Source organism: Rhizobium sp. AB2/73, from assembly GCF_020871915.1.
Lineage (GTDB): Bacteria > Pseudomonadota > Alphaproteobacteria > Rhizobiales > Rhizobiaceae > Rhizobium > Rhizobium dioscoreae.
The window spans coordinates 1,699,618-1,722,173 of the sequence record NZ_CP067071.1; the positions used below are offsets into that span (position 1 = coordinate 1,699,618).

Genomic DNA, 22,556 nt, shown 5'->3' on the forward strand with positions numbered 1-22,556 from the left:
TCCAATGGCCTCCCGGCCGTCTGTCTTGGGCTTGTGGCCCCGAAAGCGCCGCCTTAACGGCGCGATAGCTCAATCCGTCGGTTGCTGGCCACCGGCTAGCTGTCCACCGACTGGCTGGATTGCAGATCATAGATGCGGAATTCGGGCACGCCGCTTGCGAGCGGCTTGGCCGGCGTGAAGACGATGCGGCGGCTCTCACCGGCAGCGAGATCGAAGGCGTTGTCGGAATAGCGTCCGTCCGTTTCGCTCTCGATCATCACGAACAGCGCAAGTCCCTTTGCGGTGACGATGAGTTCGATCGTCCCATCTTCCTCTTTCTCCTCCCTCCGCACCGTCAGGCCGGCGGGCTGAAGCTCGAGCGCCTTGTAGGTGCCGTGAACATAATGCCCCTCGCCGCCCATGCCGTTCGATGCGGTGAAACGCCACGCCAGCAGGCAATCGGCCGGCACCTGATCCGCATCGATCGACAATGCCGTTACGGCCGCATCCGGCGTGCAGATGGCGTGCGCCGTCGTCAGCGGCACGCGCTTACCGTCGAGCTTCAGCAGCGATACCGAAATATCGGCCATGATGTCGGCGTTCGTATCGTTGACCACGGAGAAGCGGATCGTCTTGTTGTCTTCGGAGGGAATGGCCGCAACCGATACGGGCTGGAAGAAGCGCCGCACCAGATAGTGCATCACTTTCCACCGGCCGCCGTAATCCAGGCTCGACCACGAGGCCACCGGCCAGGTGTCATTGAGCTGCCAATAGATCGTACCCATGCAATGCGGCTTCAGCGACCGCCAGTATTCCACCGCCGTCTTGATGGCGAGACCCTGCTGGACCTGGCTCAGATAGACGAAATTCGGGAAATCCTTCGGAAAGCGGAAATAGCGGAACATCGTGCCGGCAATCCGCTCGTTGCCGCCGGCATTCTTTTGGTGCAGCTCCATGACCGGAGAAGCGATGTTCATATCCTTCGCCTCGGCATAGGTCTTGATGACGGGTAGCGAGGTATAGGACTGGAAGCCGAATTCCGAGCAGAAGCGCGGCCGCACGGAGCGGTAATTGTCGAAGGACTTGTTCTCGTGCCAGACCGACCAGTAATGCATGTCGCCGGAGCCATCGGCGTGCCAGGCGTCGCCGAAGTTGAGATAACCCGAAGCCGGGCTCGACGGCCACCAGATCGCATCCGGCAGAGCGTTCTTCATCGCCGTCTCGATCGTCCTGTTCAGGCGATCGTAGGAGACGAGATAGCGATCCCGATCTTTGCGGGACTCCTCGAACCAGGTGAGCGCGCCCACCAGCTCATTATCACCACACCATAGAACGATGGAGGGATGCGTCGCAAGCCGGCGAACCTGATAGCCGACCTCGGCCTCGACATTCTCGAGGAAATCACCCGTCGAGGGATAGAGATTGCAGGCGAACATGAAATCCTGCCACACCATCAACCCCAAGCGGTCGCAAGTGTCATAGAACCAGTCATGCTCGTAAAAGCCGCCGCCCCAGACTCGGATCGCATTCATATTGGCATCGGCGGCCGATTGCAGCAGATCCTCGGTCGCAGCCGGATTGGAGCGTGAAAACAGCGCGTCGGCCGGAATCCAGTTCGCGCCACGGGCAAAGATTTCGCGGCCATTGACCTTCAAGGCAAAACGGCTGCCAGCTTCATCCTCGGTGGTGATCAACTCGACCGTGCGCAGGCCGATCTGCCGCGTGACGGTTTCGAAATTGGTTTCCACTGAAAGCGCATAGAGCGCCTGCTCGCCATTGCCGGCCGGCCACCAGAGCCTGGGCTTGTCGATATGGAAGAAGTGGGTGATCGATGTCTCGCCGGCATTGACGCCGACATCGAGGCGCACCCGCTCATCGTCGAGCGAGAAATAGAGCTGCGCAATCCCCGTTCCCTTGGCAAACAGCGCCACCGTCACCTTGAGGTCGACGGAGCCGTCATCATTGTGAACCTGCTGGGTGACGACATTCTCGATACGGGCGATCTCGAGCTTCTTCAGCGCGATGGTGCCATAGAGACCGAGCGGCGCGATCGCGATATTCCAGTCCCAACCGAAATGGCATTGCGGCTTGCGCAGCATGTTGCCGTTCGGGATCGGCGAATTGCCAGTGCTGTAGGGGATATAGAAAGGCTGTTTCGCCTGAAGGGCGGCACCAGCCGAAATGCTCGAATGCAAGACGATGCGAATGGTATTTTCGCCCGCCTTCAGCGCCTTCGAGACATCGGGGCGATAGCGCTGGAAGCAGTTGTTGGCCTCCAGCGCGAGCGTATCGTTGACATAGACGCTGGCGACGGTGTCGAGATAGTCGATATCGAGATACCAGTCGCCGCCGGCATCATCGAGCGTGAAGCTGCGTGTCAGCTCCCAATCCTGCTGGGCAACCCACTGCACGACTTCTTCGTTGCGCGCGAAATAGGGATCGGGAATAAGCCCTTCCGCATGTAGCGCGGAATGAATATCACCGGGCAGCGACATGGAGAGAGAATGATCGCTGTCGGGAGAGGTCAGCCTCCACGAACCGACGAGATCGATGGCAAGATTATCATTGATCGAAGACGACATCGGACCTCCCCGGACCGCTGCAAAGAAGGAGGCGGTCAGACCGCCTCGGGCATGGATCATATTCTGAGTTCTGTCTGCGCATCAAAGAGCGATGCGAGCGACATGTCAAAGCCAAGCTTTACGGCTGAACCGGGGCCAAAGCGCCGGGCACCGTTGACGCGAACCGACATCGTATGTCCGGCATGCTTCAGCCACAGCAAGTTATCGGCACCCATCGGCTCCTCGATATCCACCGTGGCATTGTGAACCTCCGCGCCGGGAGCGGTCGCTTCATTGACCGTGATGTGCTCCGGACGAACGCCGAGCACGACCTTGCGGCCCGCTTGAAGCGCCTCGCCAGCCTTGTAGCCATCGAGAGAAAACAGCACGTCGTTGGTCGCGAACACGACCTTGCCTTCGCGGTTGACCAGCTCGCCCTTGAGAAAGTTCATAGAGGGCGAACCGATGAAACCGGCGACGAAGAGATTGCGCGGCGCGTTATAGATCGTCGTCGGGTCATCGAGCTGCATGATGACGCCGTTCTTCATGATCGCGATGCGGTCGGCGAGCGTCAGCGCCTCGATCTGATCGTGGGTGACGTAGATCATCGTGTTCTTCAGCGACTGGTGCAGCCGCTTGATTTCCACGCGCAGCTCCGAACGCAGCTTGGCGTCGAGGTTCGATAGCGGCTCATCGAAAAGGAAGACGTCGACATCACGCACCAGGGCGCGGCCGATCGCGACGCGCTGGCGCTGACCGCCCGAAAGCTCGGCCGGCTTGCGCTTCAGCAGCGGCTCGATCTGCAGGATTTCGGCAGCGCGCGCGATACGCTTGTTGATCTCGTCCTGCGGCACCTTGGCAACGCGCAGGCCGAAGGAGAGGTTCTTCTCGACCGACATCTGCGGATAGAGCGCATAGGATTGGAACACCATGCCGATGCCGCGATCCTTGGGCTCCTCCCAGGTGACGTTCTTGCCCTTGATGAAGATCTGCCCCTCGCTGATATCGAGCAGGCCGGCAATGCAGTTGAGCAAGGTCGACTTGCCGCAACCCGACGAACCGAGAAGCACCAGGAACTCGCCGTCATTGATCTCGAGATTGAGATTTTTCAGAACGTTGACCGCACCGAAATTCAGCGAAAGGTCTTTGATGGAAACGCTACTGTTCATGAATTACCCCTTCACTGCGCCGGCGGCGATGCCGCGAACGAAGAGCCGCCCGGACACGAAATAGACGATAAGCGGCACCGCGCCCGTCAGCAGCGTTGCGGCCATGTTGACGTTGTATTCCTTGACACCCTGCACGGCGTTGACGACGTTGTTCAGCTGCACGGTCATCGGATAGTTCTGCGTGCCGGCGAAAATGACGCCGAACAGGAAGTCGTTCCAGATCCCGGTGATCTGGATGATCATGCCGACGACGAAGATCGGCAGCGACATGGGCAGCATGATGCGCAGGAAGATCTGCCAGAAGCCGGCGCCGTCGACGCGTGCCGCCTTGAAGAGTTCAGGCGGAAGCGAGGCGAAATAGTTGCGGAACAACAGCGTGTTGATCGGCATGCCGAAGATCGTGTGCACGAGGACGATGCCGCCAAGCGTCGAAAACAGCCCAAGTTCGCGCAGCACCATGACGAGCGGATAGAGCATGACCTGATAGGGAATGAAGGCGCCGAACAGCAGGATCGTGAAGAAGATTTCCGATCCCTTGAACCGCCAGTTGGCGAGCGCATAGCCGTTGACCGACGCAATGGCGATCGAGACGATGACGCTCGGAACGAGGATCTTCACCGAATTCCAGAAGCCGACCTGGATGCCGTGGCAGTAAAGGCCGGTGCAGGCTTGCGACCAGGCTTTCACCCAAGGCTCGAAAGTAATCTCCATGGGCGGAGCAAAGATATTGCCCATGCGGATTTCCGGCATGCCCTTGAGCGAAGTGACGACCATCACATAGAGCGGCAGGAGATAGTAGAGCGCGGCCAGCCCAAGTATGCCATAGAGCATGATCGTGCGCGGGGCAAAGCGGCGCCTGGGCTTGGTGCCCGAAGGTTCGATGGTGGCGGCAAGTGCCATGGTTTCCTCCCTTACCGGCGCTTCTGGCGGAACTCGATGAGAGCCCACGGCACGACGAAGATGAAAACGGTCACCAGCATGACGGTGGAGGCGGAAAGCGCCTGACCGAGATTGGAGCGCTGGAACATGAAGTCATAGACATATTTAGCCGGCATTTCGGACGCGAAACCCGGCCCGCCTGATGTCATGGCGACGACGAGATCATAGACGCGCACGATGCCTGAAGCGACGATGACGAGCGTGGTGACGAAGACGCCTCGCATCATCGGAATGACGACGAAGATATAGGTCCGCCAGGCTGGAATGCCGTCAACGCGCGACGCCTTCCAGATTTCGCCGTCAATCCCCCTCAGGCCCGCCAGCATCAGCACCATGACAAGGCCGGTGCCCTGCCAGAGACCGGCAATGACGAGCGCATAAAGCACGGTCTTCTGATTGCCGAGCAGAGCGAAGTTGAAACTCGTAAGGCCCATATCCTGCATCAGCTTCGGCAGCCCGAGCGCAGGATCGAGGATCCACTGCCAGACGAGGCCGGTCACGATGAAGGACAGAGCGAAAGGATAAAGGAAAATGGTTCGGAACGTATTCTCGAAGCGGATTTTCTGATCCATCAGCACGGCCAGAAAGAAGCCGACGACGAAAGCGAAAACCAGGCTGAGAATGCCGTATGTCGCAAGATTGCCGATCGAGATGTTCCAGCGATCGGTACCCCACAGACGCTGATACTGCGCCAGACCGACAAAATTGGAGCTCGGCAGCAGTCTTGAATCTGTGAACGAATAGATGACGGTCCAGAGCGTGCAACCGACGAAGACGACGATCACCGTCAGCACCATGGGAATGGCGGCGATCTTCGCATTGAGGTTACGGAACAGACCCAGTGGCCGGACAGCGTTAGCCATCGATACCTCCGTTGGTGACCTGCCTCAGGACAGGCGAGATCCCTCGCCCGCCCCGATGCCGGCCATCGCGATTGATAGATGGTCGTCTTGCTTATTGCGCCTGCTTGAAGATGGCGGCCTGCTTTTCGATCGCCTCATCCACGGTCATCTTCGACGAGAAGAATTGCAGTCCGAGATCCGTCATCTGACCGCGCGTATCCGGGTCGATCAGCTGAGTGACACCCGGCACCACGTTGTCCGGATTCTTGAGGATTTCCAGACCCTTCTTCATGCAGCTGCTGGCCGCGCTCAGATCGATATCGTCGCGCACCGGCAGGGAGCCCTTGGCGAGGTTGAACTTGACCTGGGTTTCCTTGGAAACCAGCATGCTGGCAAGCTCGAGCTGCGCCTTGGTGATGTCGGGATTGCTGTTCTTCGGGAAGTAGAAGCTATCGCCGCCGGTATCGAGCAGGCCATGGAAGCCGAGACCCGGAAGGCAATCATAGTCCTTGCCGGCAACCTGCTTGGCAACGCCAAACTCACCCTGCGCCCAGTCGCCCATGATCTGCGCGGCAGCCTTGCCTGTGATGACCATATTGGTGGCGACATTCCAGTCGCGGCCGGAATAGCTCTCATCAACCAGATCGCGCGCCTGCGCGAAAGCGTCCCAGACCTTGCGGTTTTCGGGGCTCTTCACAGCGTCTGCGTCTTTCTTCTGGTAGATCGCCAGATAGGTCTCCTTGCCGCCGATGCCGATCTGCATGACGTTGCGGATACCGTCGACCTGCCACGGAGCGCCGGTCGCAAGTGGGGTGATGCCCTTCTCGCGCAGCTTCGGCGCATCGGCGACGAATTCATCCCAGTTGGCCGGGACCTTCATGCCGTTGTCTTCGAAGACGTGACGATTGACCCACATCCACTGCCAGGAGTGGATGTTGAGCGGCACGCAATAGACCCGGCCCTCATAGGTGCAGGAATTGAGGAGGCTGGCCGGACGAATGATGTCCTTCCAGTGTTCCTTCTCGGCAAGGTCGGTCAGATCGGTCATCAGGCCGGCCTTGACCAACTCTTCGGCGTCACGGCCCGTATTGAGCTGCGTTGCACCCATGGGATTGCCGCCCAGGATACGGCTGACGATGAGGGGCGTTGCGGTCGAACCGGATCCGGCGATCGCACCGTCGACCCAGTGATTGTTGCCAAGCGCGTTGTATTGCTCAGCCAGAACCTTCACGGCAGCTGCTTCGCCGCCCGATGTCCACCAATGCGTTACCTCAAGATCGGTCGCATTTGCTGAGAAAGCGGGAATTGCGACAGATGCAAGCAAAGCGGCAGCCATCAAACGAATATTCATGAGTTTCCTCCCTCACTGAAACGTTGCCGGAAAAACGTATTCGAATCATTTTCAACGCGCAACCGCCTGACCATAAATTTTTCATGACTGCGTGGATATACAATCACTGATTACATTTTTCCTGTGGAAGATAACTCCGTTCCATCACGACATCGGTCGCCAAAAAACCTGGGAACTCCTTGTAACGTGCTGATATTTAATGTTCTATTTCAAGGGCACACTCATGCGGTCCTCTTGCATAATCTTGATCCGCTCAATTTTCGAGACAGGAGTCACGAATACAACCACGAGAACAGGCATGAAAATCGGCGTGAAAATAGGGCTCGACTTTTCAACTGTATCGTTACAGTTTTTCTCATTGCATTGGCGAGGCCGCATGGCGTCTATGCTTGCGGTGGCCATGTGGGCAATATAAGCGGATAGGCTGCGGGAGGCGGCCGGGAGGCAAGCGTGAGCGAAATGGACAATAAAAAAATGTCAGGGAGCGGAGCGCCATCCGCTCCCGAACGGCCGACATTGAAAACAATCGCCTTCATGACGGGGTTAGGGATCACCACCGTTTCTCGCGCATTGAAGGATGCCCCTGATATCGGAGCCGAGACCAAGGAGCGGGTGCGCATGGTCGCCCGACAATTGGGTTATCAACCGAACCGCGCGGGCGTGCGCCTGAGAACCGGCAAGACCAATGTGATTGCCCTGGTGCTGAGCATCGATGAAGAAATCATGGGCTTCACCAGCCACATCGTCTTCGGCATTTCCGAAGTTCTCGCCGGCACGCAATATCACCTGGTCATCACGCCGCATTCGCACAGCAAGGACCCGCTGGTGCCAGTGCGCTACATTCTCGACACCGGCTCAGCCGATGGCGTCATCATATCGCGTACGGAGCCGGATGATCCGCGCGTCGAGCTCATGCATGAGCGCGGCATGCCTTTCTCGACGCATGGGCGGACGGATATGGGCATCATCCATCCCTTCCATGACTTCGACAACGAGGCCTTCGCGCATGAGGCCGTGCGCGCACTGGTCGCAAGAGGTCGGCGCCGCCTGGCCTTGCTGCAGCCCTCCAGCAAGCTGACCTATTATTCGCACACCCGCATCGGCTTCCAGACGGGCTTGCATCAATATGGCGCCGAAGAAATCCCCTTGAGGATTACGACCGACAACGCGCTGGCCGATATCAAGGACACGGTCGAGGCGCTGATGCGCTCACCGCATGCGCCTGACGGGATCGTCTGCTCCAGCAGCGGCGGTGCGATTGCCGTCAATGCCGGCATCGAGGCGGCCGGCTTCCGCCTGGGCCGCGATATCGACATGGTCGCCAAGCAATCGACAGACGTGCTGAGCTGGATCAGGCCCGAGATCATTACGGTATCGGAGGATTTCCGCCATGCCGGCCGCGAACTCGCCAAGGCGGTCATCGCCCGTATCGACGGTGTGGAACCGGAACTGCTGCAAAGCATCAGCTCGCCCGTCTGGCCGGAAGAACTGGCAACGGAAAAAGGTCGCCGAACGGGTCCGGCGAGCCTTCCTTATTGAAGCGCAAACGAGCTTCTCAGCCCTGAGCCCCACTGCCCCATGGGCCGTGGTGAATATCCTTGCCGTCGACGCGATCGAAACCGTGCGCGCCGAAGAAGTCACGCTGGGCCTGGATCAGGTTGGCGGTGCCGCGCGCCTGACGATAGGCATCGAAATAGGTGAGCGCCGACGCAAGGGCTGGAACCGGCAAACCGGATGCGGTCGCAGCCGAAACGATGCGACGCAGCGACGGGATCGATTCCTTGACCATCTCGGCAAAGGCCGGGGTGACGATCAGGTTCGCCGCATCCGGGGTCTTGGTGAAAGCGCTGGTGATCTCGTCGAGGAACTGCGAACGGATGATGCAGCCGGCACGCCAGATCTTGGCGATGACAGGCATCGGCAGCGACCAGTTGAACTCCTTCGAGGCCTCGGCCATGACGGCAAAGCCCTGGGCATAGGCGCCGATCTTGGCGGCGAAGAGCGCCAGTTCCAGGTCCTTCAGCAAGTCGGGACCGAAGGCGATCGGGAACTTGTAGTCCGGCGTGCCAAAAATCTTCTCGGCTGCTTCGCGCTGGCTCTTGATCGCCGAGAGGCTGCGGGCCGCAACAGCAGCCTCGATCGCCGTCGCCGGAATGCCCATGTTCTGGGCTTCGATGGCAGACCACTTGCCGGTACCCTTTTGGCCGGCCTTGTCGAGGATGATATCGGGCATGGCGCTGCCGGTTGCCGGGTCCTTTGCAGCCAGAACCTTCTCGGTGATCTCGATGAGGTAGGAGTTGAGGCGACCCTTGTTCCAGTCGCCGAAGATCGAGCTGATCTCGGCCGCGCTCTTGCCGAGACCGTCACGCAGGATGCCGTAGATTTCGGCGATCATCTGCATATCGGCATATTCGATGCCGTTGTGGATGGTCTTGACGAAGTGACCGGCGCCATCGTTGCCGAGCCAGGCAACGCATGGATCGTTGTTGTATTTCGCAGCGATCGAGGTCAGCACCTTCTCGACGCGCTTATAGGACTCCTCCGTGCCGCCGACCATGATCGACGGACCATGACGCGCCCCTTCTTCACCACCGGATACGCCCATGCCGATGAAGGTCAGGCCGGTATCCTTCAGACGATCGAAGCGAGCAATCGTATCGCGGAAATTGGCATTGCCGGCATCGATCATGATGTCGCCCTTGTCGAGATAGGGCTGCAGCGCCGCCATCTGCTGGTCGACCGGCTCACCGGCCTTGATCATGATGATGATCGGCCGCGGCGGGCGGATCGCCTCGACGAATTCCTCGATCGTCTTGCAGGGAATGATCTTGTCCTTGAGTGCGCCCGCATTCGCATAAAATTCATCCGTTACCTGAGGTGTACGGTTGAACACTGCGATCTTGTTGCCTTTCTCGGCGATGTTGAGCGCCAGATTCGATCCCATCACAGCAAGACCGATCAGCCCGATTTCTGCCTTTTCCACGACAATCCTCCAATGAGCCGTTGACTGCGCCCGGCCCCACCCTGAAGACCCGGAAGACACAGCAACATCCGATATGACGCAATGCCACCGACGCTCGACGCGACCGGCGACAGCCCTGCGTTGGTGGCTGTTGTTGCACTCCGGACGGAAAACGGCAAGCCTTCGAAAGCCGTGAATCGTTCTCTTTGCAGGACTGTGCAACAATGTTGCGGAATTCGCGATTCATCCGTTTCCGAACCAACGTTTTTTCTGCCGACCGCAGTCCCATGAGGGTGATATAGAGGAGGAAACCATCATGTCGACCATGAGCGCGAAGATCGTACATATCTCCATCGCTCGCGACTGGAGGGAGGTCTACGACTACGCCAGCCGCCCGGAAAACATGCCTTTCTGGGCCTCTGGCCTGGCATCGGGACTGACGCAGGACGGGGACGACTGGATCGCCGAAGGCATGCTCGGGACTGCACGCGTGCGCTTCGCGCCTTGCAATGACTTCGGCGTCATCGATCACTGGGTAACACTGGAATCCGATCTGCAGGTCTACAATGCCTTGCGCGTCGTACCGAACGGCGACGGTTGCGAGGTCATGTTCACCGTGCTCCAGCTACCGGGCATGGAGGCAGCACAATTCGCAGCCGATGCCGCGCATGTCATGCGCGATCTGAAGACACTGAAAGAGTTGATGGAGCGCTGATCGCCCTTACAGCGAGCGCAATGTCCAGTCGACGAGTTCGCCGGTCACGCCGGCAAATGCAGCGTCGAGTGCACGGACGAAATCGGGATTGCTGCCACCACTGACCGGCACGACCTTCCGGAACACGTTCTGGGCCTTCACCGTGCCGGTGCGATCGTTCAGGATTTTTTCGGAGATCTCGACAATTGCCGTCTTCTGGCCGCCGGACGCATTGATCTCGAAGGAGCGGATATCGGTGACGATCTGATAGTCGATCGCAAGCCCCTGCCCTGGCACGCCGACGCCGCCGAGCTTGCCGGTGTTTTCGAAGGCTTCGACCAGTTTCGATTGCACCATCTTGCTCAGCTTGTCGCTCCATTGCGATTTGGCGAGGTATTGAATTTCCGAGGGCGAGACACGAATGACGATCTGATTGCTGTCCAGCGCCTGCAGCGCGGTTGGCGGCGGGATGAGGATCTGGCGGCTTTTGACCGAAGGTCCATTCGCCTTCGCCGACGCGGAAAGATCGTAGGTATCGTTGTTGGAGGAAGTTCCACAGCCCCCCAGCAAAGCTGCAAGCAACGGCAACGCGATCACAGCTTTCCACACTTGATGACGCTCACTCGACACGCAACCGACCATATTTCGCTTATCCCCTGGAGACCAGATATCGCTCTTCATCAATGCCGCGCGCGGCCGTCATAAGTCTTGACCGTATCCCCGCCGAAAATCAGTCGTTGCGGATTGCGGTCGAAATTAGTGATTGTGCTATTCAGGTTGTCAACCGTGCCCCTCATGTCGTTGATGAGGGTCTGGGCATCGCGCAAGCCGCTGCTGGAGAATTTCTGCAGATTGTCGGCGATCGGCCCAATGCGGGAATTGAGATTGTCCGCCATCTTCTTGAAGGACTCGAGCGTGTCCTTGGCTTCTGCGAACAGTGATTTCGTGCTGTCGTCGCCGAGCAGGGAATTGACCTTGGTCAGGATGCCGTCGACCTTGCCGGAAGCCGCGTTGAGTTTGGTGGAGATGTCGCGGGCATTGGCGATCGTCTGGTCAATATCCTGCTGATGCGCGGCAACGGAATTGGCGACGTCGCGGATCGATGCGACCGCCGTGCGCGCCTGTTTCGTCACGTCGGCAATATCGTCAACCGATCCCTTGATCTTGGCCGGATCGATCTGTGCGACGATCGCATCGACCCGGTCCAGCGTCTTTTGCGCATTCTGACCGAACGTCGTATAGGTGTCGGCCGTCTGCTTGAAGCTCGCAATCGTCGCCTTCAGGTCGGTCGTTGCGTCGGCGACATTGGCCGTGATCCTGTCGGCATTGGCGATGACGTCGTTGACCTTCTGGGCATCGACCGCGCGCACCAGCTTCTCGATCGCATCCAATGTCGAATCCACGCGGACCGAAACCGTCTTGAAAGTATCGGAAAGCTGCCCGACACTTGCCAGGAACTTGTCGATATTGTCGGAATTATCGGCGATGGCCTTGGAGAATTTCTGCGCATTGCGCACGGTATCCGTCAACGGCCCGCGCGAATCCGAGACGAAGCCCTGAATGTCACCAATCGTATCGTTGGCGCGGTTCAGGATCTTGTCGGCCGTCGTCAACAGGTTGGTCACGCTTGACTGATCCGCGAGCAATACCGCACGCTTGCCCGTGTCGATCGAGCGCTTCAGGATGTTTTCGTCGCTGTTACGGCCGCCCGAAAGCTCGATATAGGCAGCACCCGTCAGACCCTGGATCTCAAGAATAGCCTTGGTCGAGGTGTAGACCGGTGCATCGGCGCGCACCTGTGTGAAGGCGAGAGAATAGTTCGGGTCGTCGGCGTCGATCGAAAGCCCCTGCACCGAGCCGACCTGAATACCGTTGAAGCGAACCGGCGAGCCGACGCTCAAACCATTGGCCGAACCGGGAATGCGCACGACAAGCTCGACCATCGGACCGCCGCGGCCATATTCCGCCATCCAGTAGACGAAGCCGAAGGCGGCCGCGATGACAACCAGCGTGAAGAACCCGACGATCGTGTAATTGGCTTTGGTTTCCATTGTCTCCAGTCACTTCTCGCGGCTGTGGGCGCCTGCGCCTTTGTCGTCGTTGTGCCCTCTGATGTCCTCGCGCGGCACGATCGATCGTGCGCGCTTGCCCCTGAAGTAGGATTGCACCCAGGGGTCATCACAGGCGAGCATGTCCTCAACCGTACCTTCCACCAATACCCGCTTCTGTCCGAGGACGGCAATACGGTCACAGACGGAAAACAGGCTGTCGAGGTCGTGAGTCACCATATAAACGGTCAGGCCAAGCGTGTCGCGCAGCTTGGCAATCAGTTCGTCGAACTCCGACGCACCGATCGGATCGAGACCCGATGTCGGTTCATCAAGAAAAACGAGGTCCGGATCGAGCGCCAGGGCTCTGGCCAGCGCCGCGCGCTTGATCATGCCGCCCGAAAGCTCGGAAGGATATTTGTCGGCGGCGTCGGCGGCGAGACCCACCATGCGGATCTTCATCAGCGCCAGCTCGTCCATCATCTCCTTGGGCAGGTCCAGATATTCCCGCATCGGCACCTGGATGTTTTCCTTGACCGTCAGTGAGGAAAACAGCGCACCTTGCTGAAAGAGAACGCCGAGCCGCATGTCGAGGCGGTTGCGGTCCTGCTCGTCGAGCTTGTCGTAATCTTCGCCGAGAATCTCAATCTTGCCCGAGCGGCGCGGCAATAGCCGCAGCACCGTGCGCAGCAGCACGGACTTACCCGCCCCGGAAGCGCCGACGAAACCGAGAATCTCGCCGCGATAGATATTGAGGTTCAGTTTGTCGAGGACGATTTTCGATCCGAAGCCGACGGTGACATCCCGTGCCGACAGCACGATGTCCCTGCCCTGCTCATCCTTTTCCAGCGGGATTTCCGAGTGAAGCGCGCTCATCGTTATCGTCCCTCAGAAATCGATTGCTGCGTAGAACATGGCGAAGAGCCCGTCCATCAGGATAACGACGAAGATCGACTTCACTACCGATGAAGTCACGTGCTGACCGAGAGACTCCGCACTGCCTCCCACCTTCAATCCCTCAACCGCCGCGACGATGCCGATGACCAGTGCCATGAACGGCGCCTTGATCATGCCCGAAATGACCGTCGAAAGGCTGACGGCCTCGTGAAGGCGCGAAATGAAAGTCGCAAACGTGATGCCGGAATAGGCCCAGGACACCAGGGCAGCACCAAAAAGCGCGGCAAAATTGGCAATGACCGTCAGCAGCGGCAAGGCAACCGTAAGCGCCACCAATCGGGGAAAGATGAGCACGCCGACGGGATTGAGGCCCATGACCTTCAGCGCGTCCACTTCCTCGCGCATCTTCATGGAACCGATTTCGGCGGTAATCGCGCTGCCGGACCGGCCGGCGATCATGATCGCGGTCAAAAGCACGCCGATTTCACGCAATTGCAGGATGCCAACCAGATCGACCACGAAGATTTCCGCACCGAAATAACGCAGCTGGAAAGCGCCCTGCTGGGCGATAATCGCGCCGATCAGCGACGACATCAGCAGGATGATCGGAACCGCGCGCACCGCCATGTGATCGATCTGATTGATGATCGAGGCAGGCGAAACCCCGCTACCACGGCCGAACTTGAGCTGACCGCCGCGTACGGCTGAACCCAGGATATACATGGCGGCGATGAGGTTGCCCCATATATCGTAGACGCTTTCGCCAATAGGCGCGAAGACACGCTCCGCCCATGATTTCCTCGGCTTCGCCGCTGCCGCCTCATCGTCCGGATGCGTATCGAATGTCGTCAGCAATTCGTCGATATGAGGATTGGAGCCTTCGATCGTAACGTGGGCCTTGTGTGCTTCCTGGCTTTCCTTCAGTCGGCGGATCAGCAGCGCACCCGCCGTATCCACATCCGAAAGACCGGAAAGATCGATCACGACGTCGCCGCCGGAGCTGCGCTTGGACAGCTGCTCGATCTGTCGCAGCACGCCATGCACGCTGGCGCTGCGCCAACTGCCTTGCAGCCGATAGCGATGGCCTGCGCCTTCGGGCGCATCATCGATCTTCGGTGCATCGGACCTTTGCTCGGCTGCTTTCAAACTCATGCGTCTTTCAAATTTGGCACAACATACGCCGACTCGGTGAGCCCGCATGGTCAGTGCTTCATACACCGACTATGCATGGAATTTCCATCTCGCGCCGGCGCCAACATATGTCACGGCTTTTTGATATCCAAATGAATTTGTTGCACCGCGTCAGGATACACCGTGAGCGCCTCCGCCGATTGCCGGCTTTCTCGCCTGCAGCCCATAGGCAAAAACGACCATGGCGAGCCCAAAGGCGGCGATGCCGGCCATGACATAGTAACTCGCCAGGTCAAGCCAGGCGTAGAGATAACCGGATGCAAGCGTCATCAATCCCAGGAACATGCCATTGTAGAAATAGTAGGCGCCCTGGGCCGATGATTCCTGCGCCTCATGGACCGACGCCACGATACGACGCTGAACGCCGGTATGGACGCAGGCATAGGTGCAGGAATGAAAGCACTGCAGCACGAAATAGCCAAGGAAACCGAAATTGCTCGGAAACAGGACCCAGCGCAGAATGCACATGGTCGAACCGAAGAAGATGAGCGTCCAGGCGCTGAACCGCCTGCTCAGTTTTTTCGACAGGAAAAACACCATCACCTCGGCCGTGACGCCAATGCTCCACAGCACGGCTATCTCGGCGCCGGAAAAGCCGAGCTTATGCCAGTAGATCGACGCAAATGTATAGAGCATCGCATGGCTCGATTGCTGTATCGATACGCCGATCATGGTGATGAGCAATTGCGGTGAGCGCAGATTTCCCGTCGGCGATTGCAGATTGATCGGTTGGTTGCGCCGGCGCGTCGGCCCGATACGTGGCGCGAAAAAGCCCATCATCGTCGTCAGAATGAACCCCGCTACCATCACCGGCAATACTGTCGTGCCGCCCCACATGCCTATCAGCTGGCCGCCGAGAAGGGTCGACAGGATAAAGGTGATCGATCCCCAGACCCGCATGGAACCGTAATCGAAACCCCAGCGGCGCACGCCCGACATGGCAATCGATTCGACCACCGGCACGTAAGGCGCATAAGTAGCGCCCTGAATGCCATAGACCAAAAGCACCGGCCAGAAGTCGCTGGTCCAGTAAAGCGCGATTGCCGTCAGCAGCGACAAGGCACCCGACCATAACAATACATCGGCCCGCTCTCTCATATGATCGGCGAGTACCGCGATGATGGGTGTCACGAGGACGCGTACGACCATGGGAATGGCGATCACCAGGCCAATCTCGTGATCGTTGAAATTCAGCCCCGCCAACCAGACGGGAAAGAAGGGTACGGCAATGCCGTTGACGAACAACGGAGCGCAATAGGACAAGGCGGCGCGCAAGCGGAAATAAGGAGGCGCACCCTCGCCCTGGAAGGACTTGATCGCGGGAATCATGACAGACCTGAAGGGGAACGTACTTGTCCCTATCATGCTATCGAGAATACGACTATGGCGAGAAATGGCCAAAACCGTAACGTTTCGGAAAAATCCGAAGCCGAGGCTGTCTTGCAGCGATCAATAATTATGAAAAGCCATTATCAAGCCCGTGAAGAACCAGAAATCAGGCCGCCTGTGCGCCGAGGGCCTGCGGTATTTCCCCGACCTGCGAGCCGACTGGCTGCGTTTCGAGAATATTCTGCCACGTGATCAGCTCGAACGTGCCGTCTTCGTGTTCGGCAATCGCCGTGCAGCTTTCCACCCAATCGCCCGTGTTGATGTAACGGATCCCATCGAGATCCTCGATCACGGCATGGTGAATATGACCGCAGATGACGCCATCGGCATCATTGCGCTTGGCCTCTTCGGCCACGACACGCTGAAACTCGCCGATGAAATTGACAGCGTGCTTCACCTGCAGCTTCGCCCAAGCCGAAAAGGACCAATAGGGCATGTTCAGGCGTCGGCGCACCGCCGCAAGCCCGATATTGATCAAGATGGCCATGTCGTAAGCCCAGTCTCCGAGATAGGCGAGCAGGCGGGCATTGCGGACAACGACATCGAATTCGTCGCCGTGCAGGATGAGATATTTCTTCCCGTCGGCCGTTTCATGCATGGCGCGCTGCGCCACCTCGATACCGCCGAAGTGCATTCCGGGGAAGTCACGCAGGAATTCGTCGTGATTGCCGGGGATATAAACGATGCGCGTGCCCTTGCGCGCCTTGCGCAGGAGCTTCTGTACGACGTCGTTGCAATCCTGGGGCCAGTACCAGTTTCGCTTCAGTCTCCAGCCATCAACGATATCGCCGACCAGGAAGATGGTATCGGCCTCGTGATAACGGAGAAAATCGAGCAGGTAATCCGCCTTGGCGGCCTTCGAGCCGAGGTGCACGTCAGAAATGAATAGCGTTCGGAAATGCCGAGGGTCCATGTTTTCATTCACGAACTTTATGTCCGTGCCCTATCCTACCTTGGCTATTCCAAAACCAGACTCGTGTTTCAGGAAGATGACAAACCCTGTGCTTGGCGGCCCAGCGGCGACGTTCAACCCGGTTTCGCGGCAACGGCGAGGTCAGGACGATCGCTTGTAAAGCTGGCGATACCAAGGCGAAACATGGCCCGCGCCGCCTCGCTTGGATGAGCCGCACATCTGTGCACTTTCACGCCATTCTTTCCAAGATGACACGATCGCAACCTTCGACTTGCGGAAAGGACATCGCGCGATCTGCGATCATTGCGGAAAAGGCAATTCAGTTTTGCCACGACAAAAACGCCTTGTGACCTCAATTCCATACTGTGAAGGCGAAGCGATTGATGTATGCAGAAGACTCGAAGCGCAGGCAGGAATGGAGACGCAAGTTGGATACGAACGACACTTCGAAAGCAGCCAAGAACATGGCGAGCGGAAATTTCGACGAGCAGGCGCTTTATTTCCATCGTTATCCCCGTCCCGGCAAGCTCGAAATTCAAGCGACCAAGCCGCTGGGCAATCAGCGCGATCTGGCACTTGCCTATTCCCCCGGTGTCGCTGCGCCCTGCATCGCCATCCGCGACAACCCCGAAACGGCAGCCGACTATACGTCCCGCGCCAATCTCGTAGCGGTGATTTCCAACGGTTCCGCCGTGCTGGGCCTCGGCAATATCGGCCCGCTGGCCTCGAAACCCGTCATGGAAGGGAAGGCCGTTCTCTTCAAGAAATTCGCCGGCATCGACGTCTTCGACATCGAAATCGCAGCACCGACGGTCGATGAGATGGTCAACACCGTCTCCGCGCTCGAGCCGACCTTCGGCGGCATCAATCTAGAAGACATCAAGGCACCGGAATGCTTCGACGTCGAGCGCCGCCTGCGCGAGAAAATGGAAATTCCGGTCTTTCACGACGATCAGCACGGCACCGCCATCATCGTCGCCGCCGCCATCCTCAACGGGCTGGAACTGGCCGGCAAGAAGATCGAAGACGTCAAGATCGTCGCTTCCGGCGCCGGTGCGGCCGCACTCGCCTGCCTCAATCTGCTTGTCATTCTCGGCGCCAAGCGCGAGAACATCTGGGTCCACGATATCGAGGGTCTGGTCTACAAGGATCGCAACGTCCTCATGGACGAGTGGAAGTCCGTCTACGCCCAGGACAGCGACAAGCGCGTGCTCGCCGAATCCATCCCGGGTGCCGACGTCTTCCTCGGCCTCTCCGCAGCCGGCGTGCTGAAACCCGAATTGCTGGCGCAGATGGCCGAAAAGCCGCTGATCATGGCGCTCGCCAACCCGACGCCGGAGATCATGCCGGATCTCGCCCGTGCCGCCCGCCCGGACGCGATGATCTGCACCGGCCGCTCGGATTTCCCGAACCAGGTCAACAACGTCCTCTGCTTCCCCTATATCTTCCGCGGCGCGCTCGATTGCGGCGCCAAGACGATCAACGAAGAGATGAAGATGGCTGCGGTGCGCGCCATCGCCGCGCTTGCGCGCGAAGAACCTTCCGATGTCGCCGCCCGCGCCTATACCGGTGAAACTCCGGTCTTCGGGCCCAATTACCTGATCCCCTCGCCCTTCGACCCGCGCCTGATCCTGCGCATTGCGCCGGCGGTGGCAAAGGCAGCCGCGGAAAGCGGCGTCGCCCTGCGCCCGATCAAGGATTTCGACGCCTATATGGATGAGCTCAACCGCTTCGTCTTCCGCTCGGGCTTCGTGATGAAGCCGATCTTTGCGGCAGCGAAGATTGCCGAGCGAAAGCGCGTCGTCTTCTCCGAAGGCGAAGATGAGCGCGTGCTGCGCGCCGCCCAGGTCCTGCTCGAGGAAGGCACCGCCGTCCCGATCCTTATCGGTCGTCCTTCCGTCATCGAGACGCGCCTCAAGCGCTACGGCCTGAAGATTCGCCCTCATACGGATTTCGCCGTCATCAATCCGGAAGACGATCCCCGCTTCCGCGAATATGTCGAGCTCTATTTCTCGCTGGTCGGCCGCGCGGGCGTTATCCCGGAAGCAGCCCGCACGATCGTCCGTACCAACACAACCGTCATTGGCGCCCTTGCCCTGAAGCGCGGCGAAGCCGACGCGCTGATCTGCGGTCTCGAAGGCCGGTACGAACGTCATTTGCGCATCGTCCGCCAGGTCATCGGCAAGCGGCCCGATGTTCGGGATTTCTCGGCATTGAGCCTGCTAATTTCGCAGCGTGGCGCCACCTTCTATACCGACACCTATGTGACGTTTAATCCGTCCGCCGAGGAAATCGCGGAATCCACCTGGCTGGCGGCCGAGGAGATCAAGCGCTTCGGCATCGAGCCCCGCGCCGCCCTCGTCTCGCATTCCAACTTCGGCTCCCGGGAGTCGGAAAGCGCTACCAAGATGCGCGAAGCGCTGGCTCTCATTCGCGAGGCAGCGCCGGATCTGGAGGTCGACGGCGAAATGCATGGCGACAGTGCCATTTCCGAGAGCCTACGCCGGCACGTAATGCCGGACAGCGCGCTCTCCGGTGAAGCCAATCTACTGGTCTTCCCCAATCTCGATGCGGCCAACATCACACTCGGCGTGGTCAAGACCATGACCGATGGTCTGCATGTCGGCCCGATTCTGCTCGGCACGGCGCTTCCGGCCCACATTCTCTCGCCGTCAGTCACTTCGCGCGGCGTGGTCAACATGGCGGCGCTCGCCGTCGTCGAAGCCTCGCAGATCGCCTGATATCACGTCTAGCAGCCACAGTCACAACGGCACCGCGTTTCATGCATTCGCGGTGTCGCTCATCTCCTGGCTATCGGCGGCTGCGACCCGCAATTTCACGAAAATCCTCTCGAAATCCGTGCTTTTTCATGGATACGTTGTTAAGCTGCAGCGTGTAATCTTCAGCGACTTAAAACCGCTTTCGAGAGCAGAACCGTGAACCGCGGCATAAAACAAGCTTCCATCGCCTTCTTTTCCCTGCTGACGACCACATCGGCGGCCCTCGCACAGGTCGATCTCTGCGACGAACTGCGCGGCCGCTATGTCGACATCAGCGAAGTGATCGGCGCCAGTCAGGAAACGCGCCAGCTCTCGCGCGCCATCGTGCAACAGAACCTGATGATCCGCCGGACGATGAGCGATCTGCGCAACCAGGGCTGCGTCGAAGGGGACGATGGCGTATTTGGCGGCCAGGACAGTCAGGGCGTCTGCGATGACATCAGGCAATCGATCGATCAGATGCGGCAGGATCTCTCCCTTCTGATGGATCAGCGCGAACAAAGCGTCGGCCGCGTCGATGCCGTTGCCATGCAGCGCCGGCAGTTGCTGGACACGATGCAGCGCAACGGCTGCAGCCTGCCGGCTTCGGCAACGCCGGATATTGTCATCGACACTCACACGAAAATGGATGCCTATGCGCCGCAGGAGCAGTCCCTGGCCAAGCCGGAGAGCTCCATTACCGTCATCGAGACGCCAAGGCTCCAGAAGAATTCCAGCCTCGAACAAAAGCAGGCACCACCGGCGGCGCCGCCCAAGGTAACACAGGCGCAGCCGCAGCAACTTCCGCCGGATCGCCCCTATGATCCTTCGGCCCATAAGGTGCGCCAGGTCGGCCCGCAATTCCTCGCGACCGACCAGGGCAGCATCGACCTTAAACATCCGAAAGAAGCGGGGCCGCAGCCGACACAATAATGCGTGGGCGGATGTTGCCCATCTCCGCCCGACTGCGTGGTTTCATGCCGTTCCGGACTGGCGCAACAAGGAGATGATGGCCTCATCGCCCGTCTCTCTCGCAAGATCGCGATAGGACTGTCCGGAAACATCCCTGACCGAGCGATCCGCACCCTTCGCAAGCAGGAAGCGCACCGCCTCGCCGCAGCGATTGACAATGGCAAAGCCAAGCGGTGTCATCCAATCGCGATCGCTGGATTGCCCATGCGGGCGGAAGTCTCCGAAGCGGATATTCACCTGTTCCGGATGCTTATCGAGAATAGCAGCCAGCTGATCGACCTGACCGAAAGTGGCTGCTGCGAAAATATCGAGCGGATAGGCCTTCAGAAACTCGACCATCTCATCCTTGCCGTTATATTCGGCCCAACCGATCGGCGGCGCATGAAAATTGGGATCACGAACGGTGGTGTCCGCTCCATGCTCGATCAGCAGCTTCGCCATCTCCATATGGCCATGCAGCGCCGCTTCATGCAGCGGCGTTCGGCTGGTCATGGCATTGACGTCAAAATCCAGCGCCAACATGAGACCAACGGCGCGCAGATCATTTTCGCCAGCAGCCTCGTGCAGCATGTCGGGATGAGCCTGCCGCATCGCCTCATAAATATCGAATTCCCTCGCAATTCTCTTTATGTGTTCGACGACTATTGCCGGATCCGCTGCCTCATTCCTGGCCCCTTGCTGAATCTGGATATAGAACCAATCCTCGGGCTTAAGGCGAACCGCCACCGCCCCCTGCTGAACAAGATACAACGCCAGATCCTTGTCGTTCCCTAACCGTGCCCACTCATACGGCGTTCTACCATTGACGACCTTGTGAACATCAGCACCATGATCCACCAGCAAGCGCACCCGCTCGCTCATGCGATGTTCCAGCGCCCAGGCAAGCTGATAGTCGAACACAGTCTGCGTGTTCTCGACAAACTTCCCGCCCTCGCGCACGAGCCAATTGTTCTTATCCCGAGCGGACAAGCCATATTCGATCAGCAATTTCAGGCATGTATCGTCCCGTTCGAACATGCGGTTGTAGAGCGCCTGGCTGTCATTGGCTTCGGCGCCGGCGTCGAGCAGCAGCCGCGCGAATGCCTCGCATTCCGCATGCGGCGGCTGGCGCTCCTTTCCCGCCTCGCCTTCGCCGAAGACGCCGGTCAAAACGGTGAAGCGATACTGACCGGCATCGAGAAAGAAGGCGTTGACATCGGCCCCGCGCCGAACCAGCCCACGGGCTGCCGGCAGGCTGGATCGACCCGGCACGCGAGCATAGGCCGCGTACATCAGCGGAGTGAGATCATGCGGCCCGCCCCTGCGATCGATAAGCTGTGGCTGGCGATCGAGCCAGCGAGCTATACGGTCGGCATCGCCGAGCGCAGCAGCGACGTGAATGCTTTCGTCAGCAATCTCCGGATGGGACTCCAGCAGTCGCAGCGCCTCATCGAAGCGCGCGGGATCGGCGGGAATACTGGCAAAATACGAAACCGTCGCCAGCGACAGGAAACGGTTGGCGAGCTGATCCCGTGGGATATGCTTGCGATTGCCGCTTTCCAGATGTGCCTTAAGCTTCGTCCAGCTGGAGAAGCCGAATTCGCGGGCAAGAACGAGCTGAATGTCCTGCAGTCCGACGCTGTCGATATCGGCAAAATAGGGCACAACGCGGCTGCGCGCCGAAGTATCGCCGGCTTGAACGGCCTTGAAGAAAGACTTGGCCTGCTTTTTCAGGGAATCGAGAGTGGCGTCGACAGCCAAAGAGCGCGTGGTCACGGTAGACCTCCTTCCATTTATGTCCGGTATCCGCGCCCACAGACTGAAAAGAGGTGTGGCAGTCTCACTTTATATGCATCAGGTGGGCCTAGCCCTTCCCGCGGATCGGATGCGCCCTGAGAACGCATCCAGATC

The 22,556-nt window shown here is 59.0% G+C and carries 17 protein-coding genes; 4 read left to right on the forward strand and 13 right to left on the reverse strand.

Annotated features, from left to right (window positions below; translation table 11 throughout):
* Positions 1–95: 95 nt before the first annotated feature.
* The 5 genes from I8E17_RS08530 to I8E17_RS08550 all read right to left on the reverse strand — a co-directional run bounded on the left by I8E17_RS08530 (position 96) and on the right by I8E17_RS08550 (position 6,841).
* The gene (locus tag I8E17_RS08530) at positions 96–2,561 is read right to left on the reverse strand and encodes a glycoside hydrolase family 2 protein (protein ID WP_069613206.1); all 2,466 of its coding nucleotides are present in this window, start codon (positions 2,559–2,561) and stop codon (positions 96–98) included.
* Between the two features lie 56 nt (positions 2,562–2,617).
* Positions 2,618–3,709 carry an ABC transporter ATP-binding protein gene (locus I8E17_RS08535; protein ID WP_069613049.1) on the reverse strand — a complete coding sequence of 364 codons (1,092 nt, stop codon included), beginning with the start codon at positions 3,707–3,709 and terminating at the stop codon, positions 2,618–2,620.
* A 3-nt stretch (positions 3,710–3,712) separates the two neighbouring features.
* Positions 3,713–4,609: a carbohydrate ABC transporter permease gene (locus I8E17_RS08540; protein WP_069613050.1), complete on the reverse strand. Its 897-nt coding sequence runs from the start codon at positions 4,607–4,609 to the stop codon at positions 3,713–3,715.
* Between the two features lie 11 nt (positions 4,610–4,620).
* Positions 4,621–5,511: a sugar ABC transporter permease gene (locus I8E17_RS08545; RefSeq protein WP_069613051.1), complete on the reverse strand. Its 891-nt coding sequence runs from the start codon at positions 5,509–5,511 to the stop codon at positions 4,621–4,623.
* A gap of 91 nt (positions 5,512–5,602) precedes the next feature.
* The gene (locus tag I8E17_RS08550) at positions 5,603–6,841 is read right to left on the reverse strand and encodes an ABC transporter substrate-binding protein (RefSeq protein WP_069613052.1); all 1,239 of its coding nucleotides are present in this window, start codon (positions 6,839–6,841) and stop codon (positions 5,603–5,605) included.
* 459 nt (positions 6,842–7,300) lie between these two features.
* Between I8E17_RS08550 and I8E17_RS08555 the strand changes: the two genes are divergently transcribed.
* Positions 7,301–8,380 (forward strand): LacI family transcriptional regulator, encoded by a 1,080-nt coding sequence (locus tag I8E17_RS08555; RefSeq protein WP_069613053.1) that lies wholly within the window; start codon positions 7,301–7,303, stop codon positions 8,378–8,380.
* 16 nt (positions 8,381–8,396) lie between these two features.
* Here I8E17_RS08555 and gndA read toward each other — a convergent pair whose 3' ends face one another.
* On the reverse strand, positions 8,397–9,824 hold the full coding sequence (gndA, locus tag I8E17_RS08560; protein ID WP_069613054.1) for an NADP-dependent phosphogluconate dehydrogenase: 1,428 nt from the start codon (positions 9,822–9,824) through the stop codon (positions 8,397–8,399).
* Between the two features lie 295 nt (positions 9,825–10,119).
* Between gndA and I8E17_RS08565 the strand changes: the two genes are divergently transcribed.
* Entirely contained in the window at positions 10,120–10,518 is a 399-nt protein-coding gene (locus tag I8E17_RS08565) for a polyketide cyclase (protein ID WP_069613055.1), read from the forward strand.
* Positions 10,519–10,524: 6 nt separating this feature from the next.
* On the opposite strand, the gene I8E17_RS08570 is transcribed toward I8E17_RS08565, so the two are convergent.
* From I8E17_RS08570 to I8E17_RS08595, 6 genes are all read right to left on the reverse strand, one after another.
* Complete coding sequence (locus I8E17_RS08570; RefSeq protein ID WP_069613056.1) at positions 10,525–11,139, reverse strand: ABC-type transport auxiliary lipoprotein family protein; 615 nt, start codon at positions 11,137–11,139, stop codon at positions 10,525–10,527.
* A 38-nt stretch (positions 11,140–11,177) separates the two neighbouring features.
* Entirely contained in the window at positions 11,178–12,548 is a 1,371-nt protein-coding gene (locus I8E17_RS08575; RefSeq protein ID WP_069613057.1) for an MlaD family protein, read from the reverse strand.
* A 9-nt stretch (positions 12,549–12,557) separates the two neighbouring features.
* Positions 12,558–13,421: an ATP-binding cassette domain-containing protein gene (locus I8E17_RS08580; RefSeq protein WP_069613058.1), complete on the reverse strand. Its 864-nt coding sequence runs from the start codon at positions 13,419–13,421 to the stop codon at positions 12,558–12,560.
* A 12-nt stretch (positions 13,422–13,433) separates the two neighbouring features.
* Entirely contained in the window at positions 13,434–14,594 is a 1,161-nt protein-coding gene (locus tag I8E17_RS08585; RefSeq protein ID WP_069613059.1) for an ABC transporter permease, read from the reverse strand.
* A gap of 150 nt (positions 14,595–14,744) precedes the next feature.
* The gene (locus I8E17_RS08590; protein ID WP_069613060.1) at positions 14,745–15,962 is read right to left on the reverse strand and encodes an MFS transporter; all 1,218 of its coding nucleotides are present in this window, start codon (positions 15,960–15,962) and stop codon (positions 14,745–14,747) included.
* Positions 15,963–16,128: 166 nt separating this feature from the next.
* Positions 16,129–16,935: a UDP-2,3-diacylglucosamine diphosphatase gene (locus I8E17_RS08595; RefSeq protein ID WP_069613061.1), complete on the reverse strand. Its 807-nt coding sequence runs from the start codon at positions 16,933–16,935 to the stop codon at positions 16,129–16,131.
* A gap of 428 nt (positions 16,936–17,363) precedes the next feature.
* Here I8E17_RS08595 and I8E17_RS08600 point away from each other — a divergent pair, with 428 nt between their 5' ends.
* Both I8E17_RS08600 and I8E17_RS08605 read left to right on the forward strand, forming a co-directional pair.
* Positions 17,364–19,676 (forward strand): NADP-dependent malic enzyme, encoded by a 2,313-nt coding sequence (locus I8E17_RS08600; RefSeq protein ID WP_069613207.1) that lies wholly within the window; start codon positions 17,364–17,366, stop codon positions 19,674–19,676.
* Positions 19,677–19,871: 195 nt separating this feature from the next.
* Complete coding sequence (locus I8E17_RS08605) at positions 19,872–20,627, forward strand: hypothetical protein (protein ID WP_069613062.1); 756 nt, start codon at positions 19,872–19,874, stop codon at positions 20,625–20,627.
* A gap of 42 nt (positions 20,628–20,669) precedes the next feature.
* Here the strand turns inward: I8E17_RS08605 and I8E17_RS08610 are convergent, their stop codons facing one another.
* Positions 20,670–22,421, reverse strand: coding sequence for an ankyrin repeat domain-containing protein (locus tag I8E17_RS08610; protein ID WP_069613063.1), 1,752 nt, complete (start codon positions 22,419–22,421; stop codon positions 20,670–20,672).
* Between the last annotated feature and the right edge of the window lie 135 nt (positions 22,422–22,556).

Excerpts from the sequence above, each read along its gene's own strand:
- I8E17_RS08555 (WP_069613053.1), top strand. The coding sequence starts at position 7,301 with ATGGACAATAAAAAAATGTCAGGGAGCGGAGCGCCATCCGCTCCCGAA.
- I8E17_RS08570 (WP_069613056.1), bottom strand. The coding sequence starts at position 11,139 with ATGGTCGGTTGCGTGTCGAGTGAGCGTCATCAAGTGTGGAAAGCTGTG.
- I8E17_RS08585 (WP_069613059.1), bottom strand. The coding sequence starts at position 14,594 with ATGAGTTTGAAAGCAGCCGAGCAAAGGTCCGATGCACCGAAGATCGAT.
- I8E17_RS08575 (WP_069613057.1), bottom strand. The coding sequence starts at position 12,548 with ATGGAAACCAAAGCCAATTACACGATCGTCGGGTTCTTCACGCTGGTT.
- I8E17_RS08545 (WP_069613051.1), bottom strand. The coding sequence starts at position 5,511 with ATGGCTAACGCTGTCCGGCCACTGGGTCTGTTCCGTAACCTCAATGCG.
- I8E17_RS08580 (WP_069613058.1), bottom strand. The coding sequence starts at position 13,421 with ATGAGCGCGCTTCACTCGGAAATCCCGCTGGAAAAGGATGAGCAGGGC.
- I8E17_RS08535 (WP_069613049.1), bottom strand. The coding sequence starts at position 3,709 with ATGAACAGTAGCGTTTCCATCAAAGACCTTTCGCTGAATTTCGGTGCG.
- I8E17_RS08550 (WP_069613052.1), bottom strand. The coding sequence starts at position 6,841 with ATGAATATTCGTTTGATGGCTGCCGCTTTGCTTGCATCTGTCGCAATT.
- I8E17_RS08540 (WP_069613050.1), bottom strand. The coding sequence starts at position 4,609 with ATGGCACTTGCCGCCACCATCGAACCTTCGGGCACCAAGCCCAGGCGC.
- I8E17_RS08565 (WP_069613055.1), top strand. The coding sequence starts at position 10,120 with ATGTCGACCATGAGCGCGAAGATCGTACATATCTCCATCGCTCGCGAC.
- I8E17_RS08590 (WP_069613060.1), bottom strand. The coding sequence starts at position 15,962 with ATGATTCCCGCGATCAAGTCCTTCCAGGGCGAGGGTGCGCCTCCTTAT.
- I8E17_RS08530 (WP_069613206.1), bottom strand. The coding sequence starts at position 2,561 with ATGTCGTCTTCGATCAATGATAATCTTGCCATCGATCTCGTCGGTTCG.
- I8E17_RS08595 (WP_069613061.1), bottom strand. The coding sequence starts at position 16,935 with ATGGACCCTCGGCATTTCCGAACGCTATTCATTTCTGACGTGCACCTC.